This window comes from Alteromonas sp. RW2A1 (assembly GCF_001886475.1).
Classification (GTDB): domain Bacteria; phylum Pseudomonadota; class Gammaproteobacteria; order Enterobacterales; family Alteromonadaceae; genus Alteromonas; species Alteromonas hispanica.
Map to the genome: position 1 here is coordinate 1,529,192 of NZ_CP018031.1, position 22,798 is coordinate 1,551,989.

19 protein-coding genes and 1 tRNA gene are annotated in these 22,798 nt (G+C 43.5%); 12 read left to right on the forward strand and 8 right to left on the reverse strand.

Annotated features, from left to right (window positions below; translation table 11 throughout):
* Positions 1-366 precede the first annotated feature (366 nt).
* The 9 genes from xdhA (at position 367) to BM528_RS06885 (ending at position 10,210) form a co-directional block, all read left to right on the forward strand.
* Entirely contained in the window at positions 367-1,806 is a 1,440-nt protein-coding gene (xdhA, locus tag BM528_RS06845; protein ID WP_071979246.1) for a xanthine dehydrogenase small subunit, read from the forward strand.
* Positions 1,799-4,201, forward strand: a complete 2,403-nt coding sequence (gene xdhB, locus BM528_RS06850) for a xanthine dehydrogenase molybdopterin binding subunit (protein WP_083595227.1) — start codon at positions 1,799-1,801, stop codon at positions 4,199-4,201. Before xdhA ends, xdhB begins: the two co-directional genes overlap by 8 nt.
* Positions 4,198-5,067, forward strand: coding sequence for a xanthine dehydrogenase accessory protein XdhC (gene xdhC, locus BM528_RS06855; protein ID WP_071979247.1), 870 nt, complete (start codon positions 4,198-4,200; stop codon positions 5,065-5,067). The genes xdhB and xdhC overlap by 4 nt, the downstream gene beginning before the upstream one ends.
* A 3-nt stretch (positions 5,068-5,070) precedes the next feature.
* Positions 5,071-5,574 carry a 2-oxo-4-hydroxy-4-carboxy-5-ureidoimidazoline decarboxylase gene (gene uraD / locus BM528_RS06860; RefSeq protein WP_071979248.1) on the forward strand — a complete coding sequence of 168 codons (504 nt, stop codon included), beginning with the start codon at positions 5,071-5,073 and terminating at the stop codon, positions 5,572-5,574.
* Positions 5,575-5,697: 123 nt separating this feature from the next.
* The gene (gene uraH, locus BM528_RS06865) at positions 5,698-6,030 is read left to right on the forward strand and encodes a hydroxyisourate hydrolase (RefSeq protein ID WP_071979249.1); all 333 of its coding nucleotides are present in this window, start codon (positions 5,698-5,700) and stop codon (positions 6,028-6,030) included.
* Positions 6,031-6,035: 5 nt separating this feature from the next.
* Positions 6,036-7,373, forward strand: coding sequence for a guanine deaminase (guaD, locus tag BM528_RS06870; protein ID WP_071979250.1), 1,338 nt, complete (start codon positions 6,036-6,038; stop codon positions 7,371-7,373).
* The gene (locus tag BM528_RS06875; RefSeq protein WP_071979251.1) at positions 7,360-8,691 is read left to right on the forward strand and encodes a urate hydroxylase PuuD; all 1,332 of its coding nucleotides are present in this window, start codon (positions 7,360-7,362) and stop codon (positions 8,689-8,691) included. The genes guaD and BM528_RS06875 overlap by 14 nt, the downstream gene beginning before the upstream one ends.
* Positions 8,692-9,263: 572 nt before the next feature.
* Positions 9,264-9,629: a response regulator gene (locus BM528_RS06880; protein WP_071979252.1), complete on the forward strand. Its 366-nt coding sequence runs from the start codon at positions 9,264-9,266 to the stop codon at positions 9,627-9,629.
* Complete coding sequence (locus BM528_RS06885; protein WP_071979253.1) at positions 9,626-10,210, forward strand: chemotaxis protein CheC; 585 nt, start codon at positions 9,626-9,628, stop codon at positions 10,208-10,210. Before BM528_RS06880 ends, BM528_RS06885 begins: the two co-directional genes overlap by 4 nt.
* Before the next feature lie 55 nt (positions 10,211-10,265).
* On the opposite strand, the gene BM528_RS06890 is transcribed toward BM528_RS06885, so the two are convergent.
* The 4 genes from BM528_RS06890 to BM528_RS06905 form a co-directional block, all read right to left on the reverse strand.
* Positions 10,266-11,741, reverse strand: coding sequence for a M20 family peptidase (locus BM528_RS06890; RefSeq protein ID WP_071979254.1), 1,476 nt, complete (start codon positions 11,739-11,741; stop codon positions 10,266-10,268).
* Between the two features lie 116 nt (positions 11,742-11,857).
* The gene (locus BM528_RS06895) at positions 11,858-13,861 is read right to left on the reverse strand and encodes a DNA topoisomerase III (protein ID WP_071979255.1); all 2,004 of its coding nucleotides are present in this window, start codon (positions 13,859-13,861) and stop codon (positions 11,858-11,860) included.
* 112 nt (positions 13,862-13,973) lie between these two features.
* Positions 13,974-14,819: a DUF3307 domain-containing protein gene (locus BM528_RS06900; RefSeq protein WP_071979256.1), complete on the reverse strand. Its 846-nt coding sequence runs from the start codon at positions 14,817-14,819 to the stop codon at positions 13,974-13,976.
* 166 nt (positions 14,820-14,985) lie between these two features.
* Positions 14,986-15,627, reverse strand: coding sequence for a hypothetical protein (locus tag BM528_RS06905; protein ID WP_071979257.1), 642 nt, complete (start codon positions 15,625-15,627; stop codon positions 14,986-14,988).
* 477 nt (positions 15,628-16,104) lie between these two features.
* Here BM528_RS06905 and BM528_RS06910 point away from each other — a divergent pair, with 477 nt between their 5' ends.
* Entirely contained in the window at positions 16,105-17,109 is a 1,005-nt protein-coding gene (locus BM528_RS06910; protein ID WP_071979258.1) for a helix-turn-helix transcriptional regulator, read from the forward strand.
* A gap of 23 nt (positions 17,110-17,132) precedes the next feature.
* Here the strand turns inward: BM528_RS06910 and BM528_RS06915 are convergent, their stop codons facing one another.
* The gene (locus tag BM528_RS06915; protein WP_071979259.1) at positions 17,133-18,230 is read right to left on the reverse strand and encodes a cell division protein FtsZ; all 1,098 of its coding nucleotides are present in this window, start codon (positions 18,228-18,230) and stop codon (positions 17,133-17,135) included.
* Between the two features lie 221 nt (positions 18,231-18,451).
* On the opposite strand from BM528_RS06915, the gene BM528_RS06920 reads away from it, so the two are divergent.
* Complete coding sequence (locus BM528_RS06920) at positions 18,452-19,126, forward strand: nitroreductase family protein (protein ID WP_071979260.1); 675 nt, start codon at positions 18,452-18,454, stop codon at positions 19,124-19,126.
* Positions 19,127-19,249: 123 nt separating this feature from the next.
* Positions 19,250-19,936 carry a spermidine synthase gene (locus BM528_RS06925; protein ID WP_071979261.1) on the forward strand — a complete coding sequence of 229 codons (687 nt, stop codon included), beginning with the start codon at positions 19,250-19,252 and terminating at the stop codon, positions 19,934-19,936.
* A 627-nt stretch (positions 19,937-20,563) separates the two neighbouring features.
* Here the strand turns inward: BM528_RS06925 and BM528_RS06935 are convergent.
* From BM528_RS06935 to BM528_RS06945, 3 genes are all read right to left on the reverse strand, one after another.
* Positions 20,564-20,640: transfer RNA gene (locus BM528_RS06935), tRNA-Val, on the reverse strand.
* 180 nt (positions 20,641-20,820) lie between these two features.
* Entirely contained in the window at positions 20,821-21,900 is a 1,080-nt protein-coding gene (locus tag BM528_RS06940; RefSeq protein WP_071979262.1) for a patatin-like phospholipase family protein, read from the reverse strand.
* A 162-nt stretch (positions 21,901-22,062) separates the two neighbouring features.
* On the reverse strand, positions 22,063-22,476 hold the full coding sequence (locus BM528_RS06945) for a MarR family winged helix-turn-helix transcriptional regulator (protein ID WP_071979263.1): 414 nt from the start codon (positions 22,474-22,476) through the stop codon (positions 22,063-22,065).
* Between the last annotated feature and the right edge of the window lie 322 nt (positions 22,477-22,798).

Below are 22,798 nucleotides of genomic sequence, written 5' to 3' on the forward strand. Positions count from 1 at the left end.
CTCTCTTATATTCGCTTACAACACTGTTACAACGCAGCTATCACACGGTTAACCTGCAAAATGTGCCACTACTCTAGTGCCAATCCAGTGTGACGCGCAAACTCTTTTTTAGGCCATTTACGTTAGCATGAATTTTTCTGCGCTCGGAAAATATATGCTTTTTCCTAAAGCCTTTGCCATTGCTGTCAAATTTGCATGAATGTTGCTTATCTTAGATAAGTAACTGAGTTTAAGAACGCAAAAAAACAGCCATGTAACCTACTGGCTTTTTTTATAAGCAAAAAATTGACCACATGGTCTACTTTTATATTCAAAATCCAGCTATATTAGCGGATATCAAAATGAAAAAAACGAAAGGGTGTGTATATGATTCGCTTCCTCATTAATCAAGAGCACGTTGAAATAGATAATGCGAGGGCCGATCTCACTCTTCTTCAATACATACGTGAATACAAAAAGCAGACAGGAACAAAAGAGGGCTGCGCTGCCGGCGACTGCGGTGCGTGTACCGTTGTAATTGCTGAGCCTAACGCTGATTACACGTCGCTGCATTACAGAACGGTTAATAGCTGCATCACTGTAATGAGCGCCGTTCACGGCAAGCAATTAATTTTGGTTGAACATTTAAGTTCAGGTAAAAAGCTTCACCCTGTTCAGCAAGCGCTTGTAGACAACCACGGCTCTCAATGTGGTTTTTGCACTCCGGGCTTCATTATGTCGATGTTTGCGCTTTATCACACCAACAGCGCGCCAAATAGAGATGATGTGCTTTATGCATTATCTGGGAATTTGTGTCGTTGCACAGGCTATCGCCCCATTATCGACGCCACTCTGGCCGCCTGTGAACAGCCTGCTGACGATCACTTTACACAAAATGCGTCACGCACCTTAGAGTTATTGAAAGACTTAAATGATGATAGTGAGATAGGCACCACCAGTCTCTTAATGCCGCAAAACCGAGTTGAGCTTGCTCAAGCCATTCGGGAAAACCCAGAAGCTAAGCTTGTGGCGGGCAGTACAGATTTAAGCCTAAGTTTTACTCAACAGCTAAAAAATATCGATAAGCTTATAAGCTTGTCTCATATTAACGAGCTAAAAGGCTGCACCGAAACACAGCATTCTCTCGTTATTGGTGCAGCTAACCCGTTTATGGATATCACACCTAAGCTGTTAGCCCACTTTCCACAGCTGGCAGAATTGATTACCCGTTTTGCGTCACTTCCCATAAGAAATCAAGCAACTATGGGGGGCAACGTTGCCAACGCCTCGCCCATTGGCGATATGCCGCCTGCTTTAATAGCCCTTAATGCAGTAGTTATTGCAGATAATGGCGCAGACAAACGTCGAATCCCTATCACAGAGTTTTTTGTTGGCTACAGACAGACCGCACTTAATACCGGCGAGTGGATAAGCCATATCGAAATTCCGTTTCTGTCAGATAATCAACGCCTTGCCGCTTACAAAATATCTAAGCGCGCGGAGGACGATATTTCTGCAGTGTGTGCTGTATTTAATGTCACCATTAGCGATGGAATTATTGAAAAAATAAGTGCTGGTTTCGGTGGCGTGGCGGCTACACCACAAGGCTGTCAGGCATTAAATGACGGGCTTGTTGGAGAACCTTTTGCAAGCAAGGGCTGTTTAGAAACTGGCAAGAAAATACTGTCGACAGCCTTTTCCCCTATTGACGATGTGCGAGCAACAGCAGCCTATAGAAATACGGTTCTAGCCAATTTATGGCATCGCTTTTGGCTTGAACATCAAACAGACAATACCATCGCGACACGAGTGGTGAATCATGCGTAAACTCATAACCCCATCTTCACAAGACAAATCTACCGGGCGCGTTCACACTTCTGAAAAACATGAAAGCGCGATTCGCCAAGTGCAAGGCGCTGCGAATTATGTTGACGATATAACTGAGCCTCAAGGCACACTGCATGCAGCAGTAGGTCTTAGCGACTGCGCGCGAGGTCGCATTTTTGCAATTAATCTTGATGCTGTGTGTGCCAGTGAGGGCGTCATTGACGTTGTGACTATTGATGATGTGCCCGGTCACAAAGATATAGGGCCAGTATTCAAAGGCGATCCACTACTTGCTGACGGCGAAATAAAGTTTTTTGGGCAACCCGTATTTGCCGTTCTTGCATCATCAGCGCATTTAGCACGACAGGCCGCACTTAAAGGCCAAATAGAAGTTGAGTGCGAAGACGCTATCCTTACGCCGAAGCAAGCACATGAACAACAAGCTTTCGTAAGACCAATGCATCGCTTTGGACAAGGTGACGCAGATACCCAGCTTGAAAACGCCGAGCACAAGGTAAGCGGTTCACTTAATATTGGTGGGCAAGAACATATGTATCTTGAAGGTCAGGTAAGTTTAGCTGTACCTGATGAAGAAGATCGAATGAATATCTACACCTCTAGCCAACACCCAAGTGAAGTACAAAAGTTGGTGGCCGAGGTATTAAATGTGCGCTTACACCGTGTGTTGGTAGACATGCGACGAATGGGCGGTGGTTTTGGGGGTAAAGAAACGCAAGCAGCCCAATGGGCCTGTATCGCTGCATTACTTGCGCATAGAAACCAACAAGCGGTGAAGTTGCGACTTCCCCGCTTTGTCGACATGCACGTAACGGGAAAACGCCATCCTTTCAGTAATGCCTTTGATGTGGCCTTTAACGCTGAAGGCAAGATCACCGCTACTCGCATGGAAATTAATGGTATTTGTGGGCATTCACCCGATCTTTCTGATGCTATTGTAGACAGAGCCATGTTTCATGCGGACAACGGATACTTTTTAGGTGACAGCGATATTGTTGGTCATCGCTTGCAAACCAACATGGTTTCTCATACCGCGTACAGAGGCTTCGGCGGCCCTCAGGGAATGATTATGGCAGAAGCTATGATTGATAAAATTGCGCGTTATACTGGGTTAGATCCCTTAACGGTTAGAAAGCGTAATCTTTACGGTAAAACCACTGGCACAAAAACACCTTACGGGATGGAGGTAGAGCACAACTTACTTCCAGACATGATTGAAGCCCTTGAGACAAAAGCCCAGTATTGGCAACGCCGAGAATCGATAAAAGCATTTAACCAAACCAGCCCTATTATTAAAAAAGGACTGGCGTTGACTCCCGTAAAGTTTGGCATTTCATTTACCTCTAAGCACCTTAATCAAGCTGGCGCTTTGGTGCATATCTATACCGACGGTAGCATTCAGGTTAACCACGGTGGAACCGAAATGGGGCAAGGCCTACACACGAAAATAGGCCAAATTGCAGCAAACGAGTTTGGGGTAGACTTATCAATGATTGAGGTCACCTCGACGCGCACCGACAAAGTGCCGAACACCTCGCCTACCGCGGCGTCAAGCGGTACAGATATGAACGGCAAAGCGGTACAAAATGCCTGTATTATATTGAAAGCTCGTTTAGCTTCCTGCTTTGCCACGAAAATTGGGAAACCTGAGCTGGCAAATCACGTTACCTTCACCGATGGCCTTGTGCGCTTAAACGACGAGAGTATGGCGTTCTCTGAACTTGTTCAAGCAGCCTATTTTGAGCGTATCTCGCTGTCTACCAGCGGCTATTATAAAACCCCGAAACTCGCATATAACCGCGAAACGGGGGAAGGCCGTCCGTTTTTCTACTTCGCTTATGGCGTGTCTATGTCAGAAGTCTCTATTGATACCCTTACTGGTGAATACAAGGTTGATAGCGTTGATATTATTCACGATGTTGGTAACAGCCTTAACCCCGCTATAGATATTGGCCAAATTGAAGGGGCGTTTATTCAGGGAATGGGCTGGCTAACTACCGAAGACCTAAAATGGAATGATAGCGGCAAACTGATCAGTGAGAATATGGCTACCTATAAGATCCCAGCCATTGGCGACACCCCCGTTAACTTTAATGTTGAGCTGTTTGGAAAGGAAAATGCCGAAGACAGTATTTACCATTCCAAAGCAGTAGGAGAGCCACCGTTTATGCTTGCAATATCTGTGTGGTGCGCGCTAAAAGACGCTATTTCAAGTCTGTCGAATTACGCTATTGATCCGCAACTGGACACGCCAGCCACGCCGGAAAGAGTGCTGAATGCAGTTGTTGCTACCACTGAGGCCATGCACACAGAAGCAGAAACAAGAACGTCACACTCGAAATACGGCGACGCTTTTTCGGCTCCGGAGGTGTCATGAATACTCCGTCATGGCGCTCAAAAACTTGGCATGAGGGCATTGCACACTGCCAACAAAGCAACCAGGCCTATGTATTAGTTACTGTAGTAAGTGTCGCAGGCTCTGCGCCGAGAGAAAGCGGCAGTAAAATGGTGGTAACCGCTTGTGAAAGTATCGACACTATCGGCGGCGGCCATTTAGAGCATCACGCGATACACACTGCAAGAGAGCTACTTGTTGCTGGAAAGCCGCATACAGAACTTTGTAGCTACCCGTTAAGCAGTAAGTTAGGGCAATGCTGTGGAGGCGCGGTGAAGGTATTATTCGATGTGTGTAATGTGCACCAGCAGCATGTTGCTGTATTTGGTGCAGGTCATGTCGCTAAAGCACTGATCCCGATTATTGCGCAACTGCCGGTGAATATTAGCTGGATAGACGCTCGTGAAGCACTTTTCCCCACTGATGTACCGAACAATGTAAAGGTGATTGTAGAAGAAGAGCCAGATTCTGAGGTGAGCCAATTGCCGCCGGGTAGCTGGCTAGTTATTCTTACTCACGACCACCAGTTAGATTTTCGAATTACCGAACAGGCGCTTAAATTTGCCTCACTGCCCTTTGTTGGCTTAATCGGCTCTGAAACCAAGGCGAAGCGATTTGTCACTAAGCTCACTCATCGTGGGTTTGACGATTCTGCGCTTGCAAGATTACACACGCCAATAGGCAGCCCCACAATACCTGGCAAACAGCCCATTGAGGTGGCGGTTTCTATTAGCGCGCAACTCATTACTATGCTGCACAATAAGACGATTCCAGTAGATAAAAAACCTCCATCTCAAGATGAAAGGTGTGAGCGCCAGGATAACAGAGTAAAGCATGACGACGAGTAAAACATGACACTTGATGAATTAAACTATTTAGATGCTCAAATGGCTGCCCAGTGGTTTGAGCAGTGCTGCGCCTCTCAGGCTTGGATAGAGGGAATGGTAGTCGCACGCCCTTACACCAGCCTAGAAGCGTTGGAACAAGAAGCCGAAAACGTTTGGGAAACCTGCACAAACGAAGACATTTTAGAGGCCTTCAAAGCCCACCCTATGATTGGCAATGTAGATTCTTTACGAGAAAAATTTGCCAATACTAAGGCGATAGCAGCGGGTGAGCAATCGGGTACGTCAAAAGCTTCTGAGGAAACTCTCAAGCAATTGCACGAAATGAATATGGCATATCTTTTAAAGCATAAGTTTATTTTTATCATTTGTGCAACAGGGTTATCAGCAGAAACCATGCTGTCAGCACTTCAATCTCGCATCGTTAATAACACTGATGAAGAGATAAAAATTGCTGCGGGTGAGCAGCTAAAAATCACGCTGTTAAGGTTGCGCAAAGCGCTTTCGTAATTAGGTGCTTATATCACTGTTTTATAAATGCAAGCGTAACGCTTTTTTATCAACTTGAATCACAGATTATCGAAAGTTGTGGCGTTAAATTTTTGTTTTAGCCGCAATATTAAGGACACGAATATGAACACATTATCAAGTCATGTACTCGATACCACAAACGGAAGGCCTGCAAAAGGCATAGCGCTTACGCTTACTTATCCCGACGGAAGCACTGCTGAAGGAATAACTAACGACGATGGCAGATTTAACGGCTGGGCAGAAAACTCAGCAAAGGGGTTTGAAGCCGGTACTTACACCCTGCGTTTTCACTGCCAGGAATACCTTTTAAATAACCATAGCAAAAGCTTTTATCCTCATATTGATATTGCGTTTGAGCTTGAGGAAAACGGCGGCCACTACCACGTACCGCTGCTTATATCGCCCTTTGGCTTCAGCAGCTACAGGGGCAGCTAACGTTTATGCTATTAAAAAATAAGCACGCAGAAGCAACACAGCTATTGCGTGCAAGCATTGCACACTTCCCTACTACAACATTGAATTTCGATGAGAAGGTTGAGATTTTCACTGACGGTGCATTAATAGTTAAGGCCAACACCATTCAAGACGTGGGTGACTATTCGTCAATGCACACGCGCTATCCCGATGCTGTAATAAAAGATTATTCGGGCAAATGGATATTACCGGGTTTAATAGACAGTCATCTACACTACCCTCAAACTCAAAGTATCGCTAATTACGGTGACCAACTGCTTAGCTGGCTAGAGAACTATACGTTTCCTGCAGAGATGGCGTTTGAGGATGAAGCGCATGCCGCTCATATAGCCAAAGTATTTTTAAACCAGCTTCTTAAAAATGGAACCACTACCGGTTTTGTATTTACCACTGTGCATGCGTCGAGTAGCCAGGCCCTGTTCCGCGCCGCAAGTGACATCAATATGGCTATTGTTGCAGGCAAAGTGTGTATGGACAGGCACTGCCCGTCAAACTTACAAGATACGCCAGCATTGGCCCAGCGAGAAAGCGCTGATTTAATTGATGAGTGGCACAACAAAGGGCGCAACAAATATGCACTTACTCCACGCTTCGCACCAACGAGCAGTGATGCACAGCTTGGCGCTATTGGCGAATTAGCGAGTCAATATACTGATGTGTTTATTCAGACTCATTTGTCGGAAAACCATGATGAAATTGCGTGGGTTAAATCTCTATTTCCGAGCGCTAATGGCTATCTGGATGTTTATGATAAGTACAACCTCGTTCGCGAGCGCGCTGTATTTGGGCACGGAATTCACCTTAACCAAGAAGAATGGGAGCGATTAGGCGAAGCGAGGGCCACCATTGCTTTCTGCCCTACATCAAATTTATTTTTAGGCAGTGGTTTGTTTAATATGGAACAGGCTAGAGCGAGTAATGTTCACGTTGCGCTTGCCACCGATGTAGGCGCTGGAACAACATTCAACATGTTTAAAACCTATGGTGATGCTTACAAAGTCAGTCAACTGCGCAACGCTCCTATTAGCCCTCTCGAAGGCTTTTATCTAATGACTCAAGGCGCGGCAGCGGCCCACAAGTTAGATGACGAAATTGGTAACCTCAACCCGGGCACCGCTGCCGATTTCATCGTTGTTGAACCCAGGTTTGATGAGCTTACTGCGCTGCGTATCGATAAGGATGCTCTGTTTAAAGACGTCTTTTTTGCGCTCAGTATTTTAGGCGATGATCGTATGATTGAAGAAACATGGATTAGCGGCCAATGCTGTTATTCCAAAAAGGAGAATTTAGATGCCATGGCTTGACTGGTTCAGTTTGTTTGTTAGATGGTTTCACGTTATTGCGGGAGTCGCCTGGATTGGTGCTTCGTTTTATTTTATCTGGCTCGATAATAACCTTAAAGCCCCCCCGCAGTGGAAGGTTGATAAAGGCATAAAAGGGGATCTTTGGGCCATTCATGGCGGCGGCTTCTACGAGGTGGCTAAATATGCCTATGGGCCTGAACAGATGCCGACAACGCTTCATTGGTTTAAGTGGGAAGCTTATACAACGTGGCTTTCGGGCTTTGCACTACTGATTATCGTTTACTATTTTGGCGCATCTGCCTACCTGATAGACCCATCCGTAAACGCTATTTCTCCTAATATGGCTATCGGGTTAGGTTTAGCCCTCATTTTTGGCGGGTTAGCGCTTTACGAAATTGCTTGTAGAAGCCGACTTGCAAACTATCCAGTCGCTTTTGGCATTTGCTTAATTGCGCTTATTTGTGCGGTCACGTTTTTTGCGACGCAATGGTTTAGTGGGCGCGGTGCATTTATCCATGTAGGTGCATTAATAGGCACCATTATGGCTGGGAATGTCTTTTTAAATATCATGCCCAATCAACGTAAAATGGTGGCGGCGGTGGCAGCTAAACAATCCATAGACCCACAATGGGGCGCTAGTGCCAAGCTTCGTTCATTGCACAACAATTATTTTACGCTCCCCCTTCTTTTTATCATGATTTCAAATCATTACCCCATGACGTATCAACACCCTCAAAATTATTTGGTACTTATTGCCATTATGGCTGCTGCGGCGTGGATTCGACACTTCTTCAATTTGCGTCACAAAGGCCAAACACAACCCGGTATTTTAGTTTCTGGGGCAATCGCTATGCTGGCCATATCATTATGGGTGTCTTGGCCGCAAAGTTCGGCCGCGCTAGAAAGCCCGACACTCTCCCAAGTCCTTCCTCACTCTGACTCTAACTCTGGCTCTCACTCTGATAATTTAAATGCGACCGCTGCCGATGCAAGCAAAGGTGAAAAAGGTGTGGATTTAGGTGTGGGTGATACTGTAGCCGTAGGTACAAAAACGCTTATCAGTAATACTCAAGTCGAGGGGTTAATAGAAAAACATTGTGTGAGCTGCCACTCCCGAAACCCAACGGATGATATCTTCAAAGTTGCGCCAATGGGTGTGGTTCTAGACTCGTGGCAAGACATTGAGCGCTACGCACCTCAAATTGTACGGCGTACCTCGGTAACAAAAGATATGCCCTTTATGAATAAAACCGGTATGACCGAGCAAGAACGGGCCGCTATAGCGCTGTGGTATAAGCAATGGCAATTGAAACAGTAGGCTGCGCGAAATTGCAGTGGGAAGCTTTCCGCTACTAAAAAGCTAATGTATATCGAGTAGGGTGAGGCTTGCGCCTCATCCCTCTCACAGAACCGTACATACGGGCCTCGTATACGGCTCATGCACATAGTTATTTAGCGTAATTGCTAAACACATATCCCGTTGCAACATAACTCGGCTATAAGCTTTGTAAATTGTGCTGGGATCATGATCAACCCTCAATAACTGTATTCATATACAGTATAGCAACAATTTAGCAGAACATAGCCATTATGTTACGTGATACGAGAAGCTTGAGATTAAGATTAGAGCGTATTGATGATGCGGGCGCTGTCGAATTTTAAAGTAGAATTTAACCCCACTAAATCGTATTTTTAGCCCGAGCATAAATTGCGATTTCGCTAAATCGCGTCTAGGTTAAAAGTGACTAAAACTAAAGTTGTATCCACTTTTGTATTAATTTAAAGTTTAATATACTTAAATGTCATATATGTCGCATTATGATGTACAAAGTTTCTTCAACAGAATAAAATGTATTGAAGAGGTATTTTCCCTGCTCACGGAGGATTTACATGTCGTTATCTGTACTAATTGCCGATGACTCTAAACTAGCAAGACGAAACGTTGTTCGCTCACTTCCTTTAGAGGTCGATTTTGCGGTAACTGAAGTGACAAACGGGCAAGAAGCAGTAAGTTTGCTTGCAGATAACACATACAGCCTTGTTTTACTTGATCTTACAATGCCGAAACTCGATGGTATTGACGTTCTCGAGCGACTTCAAACACTACCAGAAATGCCGAATGTGGTGGTAATAAGTGCTGACTTTCAACCAGAGAAACAAAGGGTGGTAAAGGAGCTTGGGGCTAAATACTTTCTTCGAAAACCACTCAAAAAAGAAGATTTGGTGAACGTTCTCACTGAGTTAGGGTATTTATGAACACGTCATCACAGTTGAATGAAGAGCAAAGGGATGTACTCCAAGAGCTATTGAACATCTCAATGGGCCAGGCCGCTAACTCTCTAGCGGTTATGCTAGATACAAGAATTGATATTTCCATTCCAGAAATTTCTGCCGTAACCCCAAATCAGCTGTACGACTTGCTGTTTGAAACCGGCGACCTCTCTTACACTCGACAATCGTTTATGCGCGACATTCACGGCGAGGTAATATCGATCATTTCCTATTCTGGCCTCTCTGAAATTGGCGCGCTGATGGATTATGACCAGCCATTAAGCGAGGAGGATATTCAAGAAATTATTTTAGAACTTTCTAATATTCTTGCAGGGGCTTGTCTTTCAGGACTTTCGGAGCAACTTAAGCTAACCACAAACCTCAACATGCCTTTACTTTTTCAGCCTGATAAAGCCAGTTTTGACGGCCTTCCATGGCAGCATAGCTTAGCAATGGAAGTGCAGTTTTTAATTACGATATCGTCATTTAGCATGCGGGTTATATTCTGCCTCGATGATGAGTCACTCGCGAGAATACTCGGCACCTTGAATGCGTACTTAAAGTAGCAGATATGAGTTTTAGGCACTTTTTCAGCCAATATCGTTAGCACGCCGGCTTGAGTTACTTACTACCGGCGTCTTCAATCATACTGTAAAAATAACTTACCGCTTTTATATAATCATCAACCGCAAGCTGCTCATTCACGCCATGGAAACGTTTTAAGCTTTGCTTGTCCAGTCTCACCATCATAAATCTATACACGTTGTCTGATAGCTCATAAAAGTGCTTAGAGTCTGTGCCTCCCATTACCAAGTAAGGGGCAACTAAAATACTGTCATCCATACGGCGAATGTTGGTCTCAATCAAGCGATACCCCAAACTGTCTGTAGGTGACACTTGAGAAGGCTCGTTTTCCATAAAAGTTTCAACTTTTACGCGAGGCTCGTTTATTGCCTCAGTAATGTGCTGTTTAACACTAGCAATAGTGTCGCCAGGTAAAATACGCACATTCACTACGGCACTCGCTACTGTTGGTAATATATTAGACTTACTGCTGCCCTCTAGCATTGTAGCCGCTATAGAGGTGCGAATGCCCGCAGCACTGCTTGGCGATGCCAGCATCGTTTGCTCTACAATTGGCGAGAACAGCCAAAGGTTTGCCATAGGAAGCTGAAGTGAAAAAGGCGCATAAGCCGCCACATGAGAAAAGGTGTTGTAACTGTGAGATAAATCGGTGTCGAACTGATTATTCTCTATATTGACGATAGCCTGGCTTAGAATTCCTGCCGCTGTATGGTTTGGCGGTTGAGAAGAATGGCCCCCCTCAGACGATACGGTCAACCGTAAATTAACGAACCCTTTTTCGGCAACACCGATAATGGCAACGGGTTGCTCTATGCCTGTCATTACGCCTTGAGTTATAGCGCCACCCTCATCAAGAACAAACTCAAAGCTTAACCCTTGCTGTTTAAAGTGCTCCGCAATTTTTGCAGCTCCCTGTTTGCCGCCTATTTCCTCATCGTGACCGAACGCAAAGTAAATACTGCGCTTAGGTGCAAAACCATTTTTTAAGTGCGTTTCCATGGCTTCAAGCAACGCCATTACTGTTACCTTGTCATCAATGGTGCCTCGTCCCCAAACCGTATCATCGACTACGGCGCCACTAAATGGCTGCTGCTCCCATTGCTCAGCGGTGCCTTCATCTACCGGCACCACGTCTGTATGCCCCATAAAAAGCACAGGCTGCAGCGAAGCATCGCTACCTTTTAAATGATAAACAAGGCTGTACTCACTAATTGTGTAATGCTCTGCTTTCTCATGAATTAAGGGAAAACTGTTTTGAATGTGCTTGTGTAACCCCAAAAAGGCCTCTGCATTAAGGCGAGATGGGTCGTCATAAGAGACCGTCTTAAACTGAATAGATTTAGCGAACCTTGCTACAGCGGATTCTCTATCGATGGGCGCCTCTGGCAACGGGCTATCTACAACTAGTTGGCTGTCTTTAAAACTCATTAGCGTATTCACATAAAGGCCTACACCAAGAACAACAACCAGCACAATTAAGAAACTTATTATTTTTATTAGCCGGGATTTCATTTTTATCTACCCAAATGAAGAGTGCAAAATAGTGAAGATAGTATTATCACGAATGTGCGGTAAAGTCTTGTTATGTCAGACCTATTCGAGCGTTTCAACAGCCTGTGATAGTTTGCCTATTTCGCCTGTCCTCTATTTTTGCTTCCAACTTCAGCCTTCTTAGTTCGTTTTCGCTTTTTGTAGGCAGGCTTTCCCGCTGCTTTCACCCCTTTAAGTGAGGTAGGCAAAGATGATGATGCTGCGCTAATAAGGCTGTTTAGTGTGCTTTCTAGCGGCTGCATAAAGCTTTTATAGTTGGCTTGCTGTTCGGCAATACTATTTAACGTGGCCTCCCACTTCGCTGTCATGTCTGGGGTTGTGCATATTTCAGGAAGCGCCTCAATTAACCCTACGCCAGCGGGGGTAGCCACTATTGCTTTTCCCTGACGCTGCAAAAAGCCTCGTTTAAATAATAACTCGATAATGCCGGCACGAGTGGCTTCGGTACCTAATCCATCTGTGTCTTTTAATATTGATTTAAGCGTCGCGTCTTTTACGAAACGGTTAATGCCCGTCATTGCAGCAAGCAGCGTGGCGTCGGTAAAGTGCTTTGGCGGCTGGGTAAGCTTTTCTAGAAGCTCTCCTTTTTCACAGTGCAACAGGTCTGTTTTTTTAAGGTTGGATAATACTTGGGCAAATGCGCCCTCGTTGTTGCTTTGTTTTCCTGTATCGGTCTCAAAACTGTTTTGTTCGCCTGTGTTTGTATTAGCAGCGGGCCCTTTCTCAAATAGTTTCTTCCAGCCTAATTGCTTAGTCACATTGGCGGTTGCGTTAAATTTGCCACCAGCAATAGTCAATTCAATGTGAGTGTGTTGATAAATAAAAGCCGGATAAAACTGCGCTAGGTACTGGCGCACAATAAGCCCATAAACGTTTTTTTCTAAACTACTTAACGACGAGTTTGCTGGCGACTTTTCAGTTGGAATAATGGCATGGTGAGCCCCTACCTTTGCATTATTCCACGCTTTAGACTTTATTGATGCGTCGGCTTTTTTAGCATCTTCAGAAAAAGGCATTTGCGCGTTTGAAAGCGTGTTGATAATCGATTTCGCTAAAGCAAATTGTTCGTTTGGTAAATATCGACAATCAGAGCGTGGATACGTGATGAGTTTATGTTTTTCATACAGCGACTGGCATACATCAAGCACTAGCTTTGCGTTTAATGAAAACCGCTTAGCTGCATCTATTTGAAGCGACGACAGGTTGTAAGGCAAAGGAGCGTTAAGCTTTTTCTGCTGCTTTTTTATATCGGCAATTTTTGCAGCTTGATTGGTTATTCTCGCTACGACATTTTCCGCAAGTGCTTTAGAGAGAACGCGCCCTTCATCATCCATGTAGGCGCTACATGCGTCGCTTGGTTGCCACTTTGCAATAAATCGTTGATTGTTAGGGGCTTGAACATGAGCGTTCACCTCGTAAAAAGGCTTGGAGACGAAGTGTTTAATTTCCTTGTCTCTGGTTACTACTAAGCCAAGAATTGGGGTTTGAACACGACCAACGGAAAGTACACCTTTGTAGCCCACTTTGCCGCCCTGAATAGTATATGCCCGGGTTAGGTTAATACCATATAACCAGTCGGCTCGGCTTCTAGCAAGTGCTGAAACTGACAGGGGCACAAATTGTTTATTTGACTTCAGTTGCGTTAATGCTCGCTTTACTGCCGGTAAGTTTAAGTCGCTTACTAGCAAACGCTGCATAGCATCGCGCTTTCGCTGCGCCACGTTTAAAAAATCGATAACTTCGTCAATAAGCAGTTGCCCTTCACGATCAGGGTCGCCTGCATGCACTATCTGCTGACATTGTTTAACTAATTTGCGAATAACCGCTAGCTGGTTTTTTGTTTTATATTTTGGCTTGAGTTGCCATTGCTGTGGAATGATAGGTAAATGTTCTAACTGCCACTTCTTGAATTTTTCATCGTAGCTGTCGGGCTCTGCTTGTTCAAGAATATGCCCTATACACCAAGTAACGACATCACCATTTCCTACTTCAATGTAGCCTTGATGTTTTTTGTGAGGTTTGGGCAACGCATCTGCTATTGCACGCCCTAAGCTAGGTTTTTCTGCAATGTATAACTTCATTAAAACGCTTTAGCAAAGAGAAGTGAAAAATAGGGGTACATGGTAGATAACCACTGTTGATATATCCAGTTTTTTTAAATCAGCACTAAAATCCAACCTAATTGACAGTTAACTAGGGCGTGCTGATATACCAATGAGTAAAAAGCCCTATTGCTATGGTTATTGCAACGCTTGTAAATGTTCCTAGCAATACATATTCGGTTAATTTTTTGTCTTCACTTTTTGTTAAATTACCAAACCTAAAAATAGATTTCGCAGCAATTAAGAAACCTATAGCGGCAAATTGGTTCATAAGCACAAAAGTAAGCATAAGCAGCCTTTCTAAGTAGCCAATACGTTGCCCAGCCATTGCTAATGTTGTTTGAATAGGAAGCTGAACGAGGTGTTCTGCTTCTTTTGGCTTATTCAGTTCATCAAGTTGTTTTGTCCACGGCGACAGCAGCTGCTTAATAAATATAGAGGTGGGCTGTAAAATTACTAAATACGCTAAGAACACAGCTAAGTGATTATGGTTAATGGTGAAAATTCTGATTATTAAAGCGTCCAGCTGATTGGTTAACATCGCCCACAATGATACGAGAACTGCGACATGGGCTGCTTGATCTATTGCAAATGCGAGTGTGGAAGAACCTGCGTAAGACTTTATTGCATCAATTATGAAATGGCTGAATAACACGGCAATTGCCACTATACATAGCGGGCCTATGCCAATCGACAAAGATGTGAGTTGCTGAATACTGCCTTTGCTTGGCAACTGCCCTGCCTGCTTATACGACACAAACGATATTACGAGTAATAGCAGCAATGCCACTACGCCATGCAATAGAGCATGAAGATACAGTGCCGGCGATTGAAGGTGTTTAGTATTTCGGCTGTTTACCCAGCTGGCAGGCTGAAGATAGAAATCGCCAATGACGTGAGCCACCAATAGCCCGATTAAAATACCAATGTGTTCCATTCTTAGAAATCCGTTTTATATTCGGCTAACCCCAGCGGCTTTTTTAGCAGATTTTCTGCAAACCGTTCTTCTGTTGCATGTTGTTCAATATGGGTGTTTCTCGTGGCATACGTCGTAGCATATTTCGTGGCATACCTAGTGGCATACCATACGGCATACCCGCTCATCAGCGACTATTCTCATTAACTTCTGCAGCCATATAAGAAAGATAATCGCTTACCAAGTGATATTCGCTGGCATTTAAAATACGGGTAACGTTACTGCGGGTTTTACCCAGTTTAACTGCTATCTGCTCATGCCCTTTATCTTCTGCGCTAATGTAGGCTAATAAGGTTTCTGCTTGGGTTTGAGTTAGACTTGTAATGTGGCTGTCTAAAAATGCAGTTAATAATGATGCATGCTTGTTAAGGGCTTCAGAGTTACTCGTAAACGCTAAATATTGCGATTTCAGATTATCCAGCGCCCTGCCAGAGCGTACGAATGCGTCGCCATTGCCGGTTTTAACTTCACCACCAGTAAAATTCACGGTACCAAGCCCCACGCTGATGCGAACGTTTATAGAGGGTGTGCAGGCTTTCAACGCAAGCCTTATACAAACCGCCACCTGCATAGCGTGTTGTGGTGAGGGAATAACAGCCTGAAAAGCATCTCCGCGAAACACATCAAATTCCCCTTCATAAAGCGATGTTTGCTCTTTAAGGGTGGCGGTGAGTACTTTCAATACATGCGCAAAGTCGGCCTCACTTAAAGACTGTGAATTCGCAATATCACCGGTTATTACTGCCGCGCTCTGCAGAGCCTTTTCCATATCGTCCTTCTTCGCGTTTTAAATGCCTTTTCCACACCTTGCTTTTAGTAAGAAAGAAAGTGAGTAAAGACGTTAAGTAGAATCAATTTATATTCTTAGTTTAGATTAACTGTATTTTTATACAGATACAATTCATACCTTTCTCACTTTATATAGTCGAGCTACAGTGTGGAGCTAAAGTGAGAAGCCAAAGTACATTCTTAAATTTCCCCTACTTCAAAAGTGACTATAAATAATCACTTTTTAGAAAGTTACCATAATCAATCACTTTTATGCAATGAGTTACCCGCTTAGCTTGAGTAAAGAACCTTTAATACAGGGTTTCTGACTTGGCACGCACCTATCAAGACAGGCACAACACTCACTATCTGACAGATAAAATGAATGTCACTAGGCTAAAATTCCAGTGCGACAGTTTTTGTCGCATATACTAACTATGCTATCGTCATTGTTACCCTTAAAGCCTGTTTTCTCATTATGAGCGCATTTCAACGAAAACTCGATATCTTGCAGTTTGTGCCTACGGCCCCTAGGAAAGTGTCAAGCCGACAAATTTTTGAGAATCTTCAAAATTGCGGACATCATCATATCGATATGCGCACTATTCAACGAGATCTCGTCAATCTTGAAAACGTGGGTTTATTTGGACTAGAGGTTGATAAACGCTCAAAGCCGTATGGCTGGTATATAAACGCCAACTTTAAAAAGTTGAACCTTAGCTTGATGGATGGAAACACCGCGCTAGCATTTAAAGTGTTAGAACAATCTGGAGCTACACTGCCCAATTCTACCCTAACTGAAATGCAACCCTACTTTGATAAAGCGACGCAAATTTTGCAGCAAGATAGCGATTCACTGCTCACTAACTGGTTAAAATCGGTTGCAGACTCTCAAGTGTCCCAACCACTCATTGCTCCAGAAATTGATGCATCTTGTTTTGAAAAAATAAAAAGCGCCATCTTCTTCAAAAAACAGATATCGGCGGATATAAAACGCGTATTCAGTGGTGGTAACGAAACGGTTTGGAAACACTACGACCGAGTAAACCCCATGGGCTTGGTAAAACAAGACGGAAGGCAGTTGTTTGTTTGTACCTTTGGAACTTTGCATAAAAGGCGCTATGCATTGCCTCTACAATTTATAAGAAATGTGACCGTAACCGATGATGATTGCCAACAAACATTTGGAGAGCTTGAAAATGTTCAGTTCTTAACGGCTACGAGCAAAGAAGAAGTTCAGCTAAAGTTATTGGTAAAAAACAACTCTCTTTTTCTGCTTCATGGTTACAAGCTCTCTGAAGATCAAACTATCAACAAGTCATCTCACAAAGATAAATCTTTGCTTATTGCTACAGTAAAAGATACCAACAAACTAAGAGCATTTTTAAGAGGTTTGGGCGATAACATTGAAATTATTGCTCCACAAAAACTGAGAGATTACTTTTGCGAACTCTCGAAAAAGCTCTATAACACCTACACATAGTACTTGCCATTAACACATAAAACTTAGCCCTGCTCTCTCCCCTGTAGGCGCACAAACGTAGGTATATCGAGATACGCCTTTTCTAATCCACCGCCAGACGCTTTGAGCAGTTGTGTCATAGGAACCACATTTTCTTTTTGCGTAGTACCCAGCCTTTTAGTCTGCTCTTTTCTGGGAATTCCCGTAGCAATGATCAACACCTCACCAAAATAAGGTAAATCTGATGCTACCGTTACCCCAGAAATGATTAACGTGCGAGTATCGTCTATAAGTACCTGAAGCGTAGCCAGCATTTCTTCGTACGCCACTAAGCTTGGCTCTTCTTTACAGGTAAGCTGAACAATAACACCCTGAGCCCCCACTATGTTTTGCTCATTAACAAGGGGGTTATTTAAAGCATGAGTTACGGCACTGCAAAGAGAGCTATTTTCCTCTGCTATTCCTACCCCTAATGCAGTATCGCCATCTAACGAGAGAATGTGACTAAAGTCGTTTATGTCAACGTTGATATAGCCAGTATTGGTAAGCATGGTAATTATAGCTTCAACAATTCGGTGCATTTGTGTATCGCAATGACGAAATGCCGAGAGTAATCCAACGGTTTCATTTAGCGCGGAAACTAGCGAATCATTTGAAAGCACTAACGTGGCGTTAGCCGTTGCTTTTATCTCCTCTAGTGCATTGAACGCAATCTCTTGACGTTTACTTCCTTCCGATTTAAACGGCAAGGTGACAAAACACATCACGTCGATGTGGTTTTTCTTGGCGATGTCTAACAGTACAGGTGTTGCTCCGCTGCCTGTACCACCGCCCAGCCCAGCAATGATGATAATAATGGTATCGTCTTCTATAAGGGTTCTTAATGCTTCTTCACTTTGTTGAGCTGCGTTGTAGGCCACCTCGGGATCGGCACCAGCGCCATACCCTTTTGTGGTTGACTCGCCGATAAGAAGCACTTCATGATTTTTACATTGGTGTAGCGCAGATATGTCGGTATTGATAGAGCTAAATCGAATATTAGTTTGGCTACATAAATCCGCCATATTGGTAACGGCGTTCCCTCCACAACCACCAACCCCAATGACGTGAATGTTTAATTCTTTAGACTCTACGTTGTGCATGCTCAGCCCCTTACTCTAGTTATTGTTATTGGTATAAATAGCGTTTAAGTACCTACAGAGCATGCACCATTTATGCGTCAGAAATTGACGTATATCGACGCAGAGCCTTCTCTTTTGCTAAAGACGCCTTATCCATTTACCCTATGGATAACAATGAGAACCAGCAATTTAGCCAAAATCTTAATAACAACAGCTAACAACGGATACTATCGGATTAATTTATGCAACCTCATGACCAGTTACCTCTACACGATTTTATAGAATATTCAGAACAAGCTATGGTGTTACGAAGCGCTGACTTCTTAAAAACAATGCAGCGAAGACACAGTATTCGCCAATTTAGCGATCGCCCTGTAGATAAGGCCATTATCGAGAACTGCTTATTAACAGCTGGCACTGCCCCAAGCGGCGCTAATCATCAGCCCTGGCATTTCGCTGCAATTAACTCGTCATCAGTGAAGCAAAAAATACGTGAACATGCCGAAGCTCATGAGCGCGGATTTTATGAGGGGCGCGCTGGTCAGCAATGGTTAGATGACTTAAAGCCATTAGGCACAAACGCCGATAAGCCTTACTTAGAAATAGCGCCTTGGCTAATTGCTGTATTTAGTCAAAAGTTCTCAGAGACTGACGGTGGAGAAAAACAGCAGAATTACTACGTTCACGAGTCTGTCGGCATTGCTGTTGGCATGCTAATTACTGCTTTGCACAATGCCGGGCTAGCCACGCTCACTCATACACCCAAGCCAATGAACTTTTTAACCAATGTGTGTGGTAGGCCTGATAACGAACGAGCATACATGCTGATTATTGCTGGGTACCCTGCAAAGAATGCGACGGTTCCAGTTCACGCCACAAAGAAGAAATCGCTTAGTGAGATAGCGAGCTTTTTGTAATCGCAGAAGGTGATTTTGAATGCCAGTGCGTTAATTTGGATCTGACCCTGCTTATTTCTGTGCTACTCTGCGCGCCGACAATTAATTTACGCAAAAAATGCGTTTAAAAGGACAATTCTTCACATGGTTCCATGGGTTAAATTGGGTACAGCAAAAATTCCAAACAATGGTGGTGAACTAACCTTTTCTCAGCGAGATCAGGAATTTAGCATTAGGCTTTCTGGAATTCGTGGTGAATTAATGAATAGCCGTGTATTCAATTCAGAAAAAGAGCTGTCGCAAATGGGCTGCGCGCATCTTAAATCAACACCAAACGCCCACGTTCTCGTTGGTGGTTTGGGGATGGGCTACACACTAAGAGCCGCACTCAATGAAGTGACGCCAAGCTCTAAGGTTACCGTTGCCGAGCTAATTCCTGAGGTTGTTGAATGGAACAAAGGCCCCTTAGGTAACTGTGCTAAAAACCCACTTCAAGATCCTAGAACCAATGTTGTAGTGGGTGATGTTAAACACCTTTTGAATACAAGAGAGCCAACCTACGACGCTATATTACTCGATGTAGACAATGGCCCAGAAGGCTTAACACATTCCGATAACAACTGGATCTATTCGCCAGAGGGTTTAGAAGACATCTATGAGGTGCTTAAACCTAATGGCATGCTTGCTATATGGTCAGCTGGGCCTGATTATTTGTTTTCCGTTCGCTTAAAAAATGCGGGTTACAAAGTGTCTACGCGTATTGCCAGAGCTCGCAAAGGAAAAGGAAGTAAGCACACTATATTTTTGGCTAAAAAGCCAGTAGTTGAATAGGATGAGACTTGTTACTGATTGCCCACCTTGAATCCATTAGAACTAAGTTTTCACAAAATCCACACCTACACTATGATATTTCGTAACCTGCATTTATTGCCTTTCATCTAAACAATTTCACTAATATTTTTAATGTGCAAACTTTTTCAATGACGTGAAAAAAACTCTAAAAAATGCAGGATAAGCAGTGTGTGACGTTATTCAGTGTTAAGTGCTCGGCAAATGGATACGGCATATCTACAAACAGCACATTATTTCGCGATACCGCTCTCCTAAAACCTCATGAAAAATCGGCATTGCATAATTTAATGCGTAGTTGTGCGAAGCAGAATAGTGAAATGTTCTTGAGTGACTTTGTTGCATATAAACAGCCATAGGAGGAAAACCTCATGGCTTTTAACGGCAAAGAACAAGGGAGTGAAATCTAGATTTGGTCACGAGTGGTCACGAATTGTGACCACGCGTGACCATTCTGACAGTACTCATCTGTTTTCAAAGGAAAAAACGAAAAGAAACACAAATTCTGAAAAAATTGCTTAAAACCGATTATTTCAATGCTGTCAATGAGTTAGGAATCTTAAATTTTTTTGAAATGACGCTAGAAAAAGTTTTTAGAAGAAAAATAAATGGTGCGTCTACCCTGATTCGAACAGGGGACCTCTACCATGTCAAGGTAGCGCTCTAACCAACTGAGCTATAGACGCATTTTGAGTTGAGGCGTAAAAAAACAAACGGGCATTTGTCTGCTCAACGGCGCGTATAATACTGAGGCAGAATGAAAGCTGCAAGAAAAACTTAATAAAACTGAATTAAGTGCTTATTTTACAAGCAGCATGGGCGGTCAGTTAAAAATACTCACAGCCCACAGAGTGTTGGAAGCACTGTTAGTAACGCAAGTTAAAAGGGAGCGGTTTTATGCTATCTACCAACCTTCCGTCGTTCACCGCTTCCATAAAGTATTCACCTAGCCTGTCGGTTTCGCTTAATACGGTTTGCCAGTACTTTATACGCGTGGGTGCATCGAGCACTTCAAAATCTTTTCTATCAGGTATCTTGCCGTAAGGTAATTTGGCGACAAATGATGGCGAAGGCACCAACATAACTACATTATCGTAGCTTGAACGATGGGGAACGCGGCGCTTTAAGCCTTTATCAAACCAGCCCGGTATGGGCTTATCGTAAAAGTGTGGATACAAAACCAAGCCTTCATCGGGGCCAAACGACACATCAAAGTGATAGTCTATTATGCCGCCGTCTCTATACATTCCTGGTGGCGCGCCTTCTATTTGAGTAACCCCTTCAATCACTATCGGAATTGAACCTGACGCCAATAATGCACTATGAATATTGCCTTGCGTTAGCGAATGAAAATGAGAGGGTATCCCGTAGGGATCGGTAATAGTTAATTGGCTATTTGGCGATGAAAACACATATCGCTCATACAACTTAGCTAAGTTTTTCCGGCTTACGGTATTAGCAGCCGCACTCATAGCCAAGCCAGACAGCTGCTGAAATTTACCCTCAAAACGCGTTGCACCTAAGCATTTAGCAACAATTAAATGCGCTTTAAACCGCTCGTTAGCCAAAACCTCTTGCTTGCCCTTTTCATCAACCATGTGTTTTAACAAGTCTTCTGCTTTTGATGTTATTTCTCGAGCTGTGGGTTTGTTACTGCTGTACGTTGTTGTTGAATAAGACTCTGCAAGTCTGTTTATTGCTGCAAGCGGATCATTTTGCACCGCACAAATGGCACGAAAAGCCCCTGCTGATGAACCAATTACGTGAATTTGGTGCTTTACGCTGGCAAACCATTCTGGAAATAAAACTCTATCTAGCCCGGCAAGTGAAAACCACTTAGGCCCTCCGGATGCCCCCAGAAAGTAGCTAAATAACTCAGGGGTAAAACCGTTCTTTAAGATAGTTTCTCTTGCTTTATCTCCTGCATATACTTCTAATGGTGCCACGCGCTTTCCTGTTTTAAATCTAGATTGTTCTGTTAGTTTTTATTCATAAAATCGTGCGTTTTTGCACTTATGTCGTAAATTACCAGCTAACAACTTAAAAGTAATGATTTTCTCGTAGTCGAATGCGGCCATTACCTATTCTGAACTCAGCTCACGCCTCTATTATTCGTCGCTTAAACTATTCATCACTTTTAAAAATGTGTTGTACTCATCAGCAGTGATATTTTTAATTTTTTCAGCCTGCCATTGGGAAACTAACGGAGTAATTTCATTAAAGATGTTTTCTCCCTTTTCAGAAAGCGCAACATTAACGGCACGCTTATCTCGCTCGCTAGCCATCCTAGTAACCAGTTGTTTATTTTCTAATTGCTGAAGTGCCCTACTTATTTGTACTTTATCGAGGCACGTGGCAATCGCTATGTTTTTAGATAACATAGCGTTATTGTTTCCTAGAGTGGCCACCACACGCCATTCGGGCATGCTCAGTCCAAATGGTCGATAAATAGAGGCTAATGACTGACTGAGATCATTAGAAAGCATGGCTACCTTGTAGGCCAACATGTCGTTAAGCTTCATTTTAAACCTCTTTTTCAACCAGCCGTGTTACTACGATATAAAGCTCTTCTTCGGAGCGATTAGAAATCTATCTGCTGACTATTGCCGCTTTACACAAATCAACATGCTCTCAAATAGTGTTTATCAACCTAAGTTGTTTTAACCAACCCTTTCAAAGGTGCAGTTGCCGGCAAACACTTAATAATTACTCCGGATGTAAACTAATCAGCACGTTTCTCGACTAACTCCCAACATGTTTTACTGTTCACAATTGATTTACATAACATTAAGCACTAGCCTAAACGAATTAGTTTCATTTGTAACTAGTTTAATAGCGTGGGTG

What these genes read in the sequence shown, in the direction of transcription:
- uraD (WP_071979248.1), top strand. Translation starts at nt 5,071, where the DNA reads ATGACACTTGATGAATTAAACTATTTAGATGCTCAAATGGCTGCCCAG.
- BM528_RS06910 (WP_071979258.1), top strand. Translation starts at nt 16,105, where the DNA reads ATGAGCGCATTTCAACGAAAACTCGATATCTTGCAGTTTGTGCCTACG.
- BM528_RS06880 (WP_071979252.1), top strand. Translation starts at nt 9,264, where the DNA reads ATGTCGTTATCTGTACTAATTGCCGATGACTCTAAACTAGCAAGACGA.
- BM528_RS06920 (WP_071979260.1), top strand. Translation starts at nt 18,452, where the DNA reads ATGCAACCTCATGACCAGTTACCTCTACACGATTTTATAGAATATTCA.
- uraH (WP_071979249.1), top strand. Translation starts at nt 5,698, where the DNA reads ATGAACACATTATCAAGTCATGTACTCGATACCACAAACGGAAGGCCT.
- guaD (WP_071979250.1), top strand. Translation starts at nt 6,036, where the DNA reads ATGCTATTAAAAAATAAGCACGCAGAAGCAACACAGCTATTGCGTGCA.
- BM528_RS06890 (WP_071979254.1), bottom strand. Translation starts at nt 11,741, where the DNA reads ATGAAATCCCGGCTAATAAAAATAATAAGTTTCTTAATTGTGCTGGTT.
- BM528_RS06885 (WP_071979253.1), top strand. Translation starts at nt 9,626, where the DNA reads ATGAACACGTCATCACAGTTGAATGAAGAGCAAAGGGATGTACTCCAA.
- BM528_RS06905 (WP_071979257.1), bottom strand. Translation starts at nt 15,627, where the DNA reads ATGGAAAAGGCTCTGCAGAGCGCGGCAGTAATAACCGGTGATATTGCG.
- BM528_RS06895 (WP_071979255.1), bottom strand. Translation starts at nt 13,861, where the DNA reads ATGAAGTTATACATTGCAGAAAAACCTAGCTTAGGGCGTGCAATAGCA.
- xdhC (WP_071979247.1), top strand. Translation starts at nt 4,198, where the DNA reads ATGAATACTCCGTCATGGCGCTCAAAAACTTGGCATGAGGGCATTGCA.
- xdhB (WP_083595227.1), top strand. Translation starts at nt 1,799, where the DNA reads ATGCGTAAACTCATAACCCCATCTTCACAAGACAAATCTACCGGGCGC.
- BM528_RS06925 (WP_071979261.1), top strand. Translation starts at nt 19,250, where the DNA reads ATGGTTCCATGGGTTAAATTGGGTACAGCAAAAATTCCAAACAATGGT.
- BM528_RS06875 (WP_071979251.1), top strand. Translation starts at nt 7,360, where the DNA reads ATGCCATGGCTTGACTGGTTCAGTTTGTTTGTTAGATGGTTTCACGTT.
- BM528_RS06900 (WP_071979256.1), bottom strand. Translation starts at nt 14,819, where the DNA reads ATGGAACACATTGGTATTTTAATCGGGCTATTGGTGGCTCACGTCATT.
- BM528_RS06915 (WP_071979259.1), bottom strand. Translation starts at nt 18,230, where the DNA reads ATGCACAACGTAGAGTCTAAAGAATTAAACATTCACGTCATTGGGGTT.
- BM528_RS06945 (WP_071979263.1), bottom strand. Translation starts at nt 22,476, where the DNA reads ATGAAGCTTAACGACATGTTGGCCTACAAGGTAGCCATGCTTTCTAAT.
- xdhA (WP_071979246.1), top strand. Translation starts at nt 367, where the DNA reads ATGATTCGCTTCCTCATTAATCAAGAGCACGTTGAAATAGATAATGCG.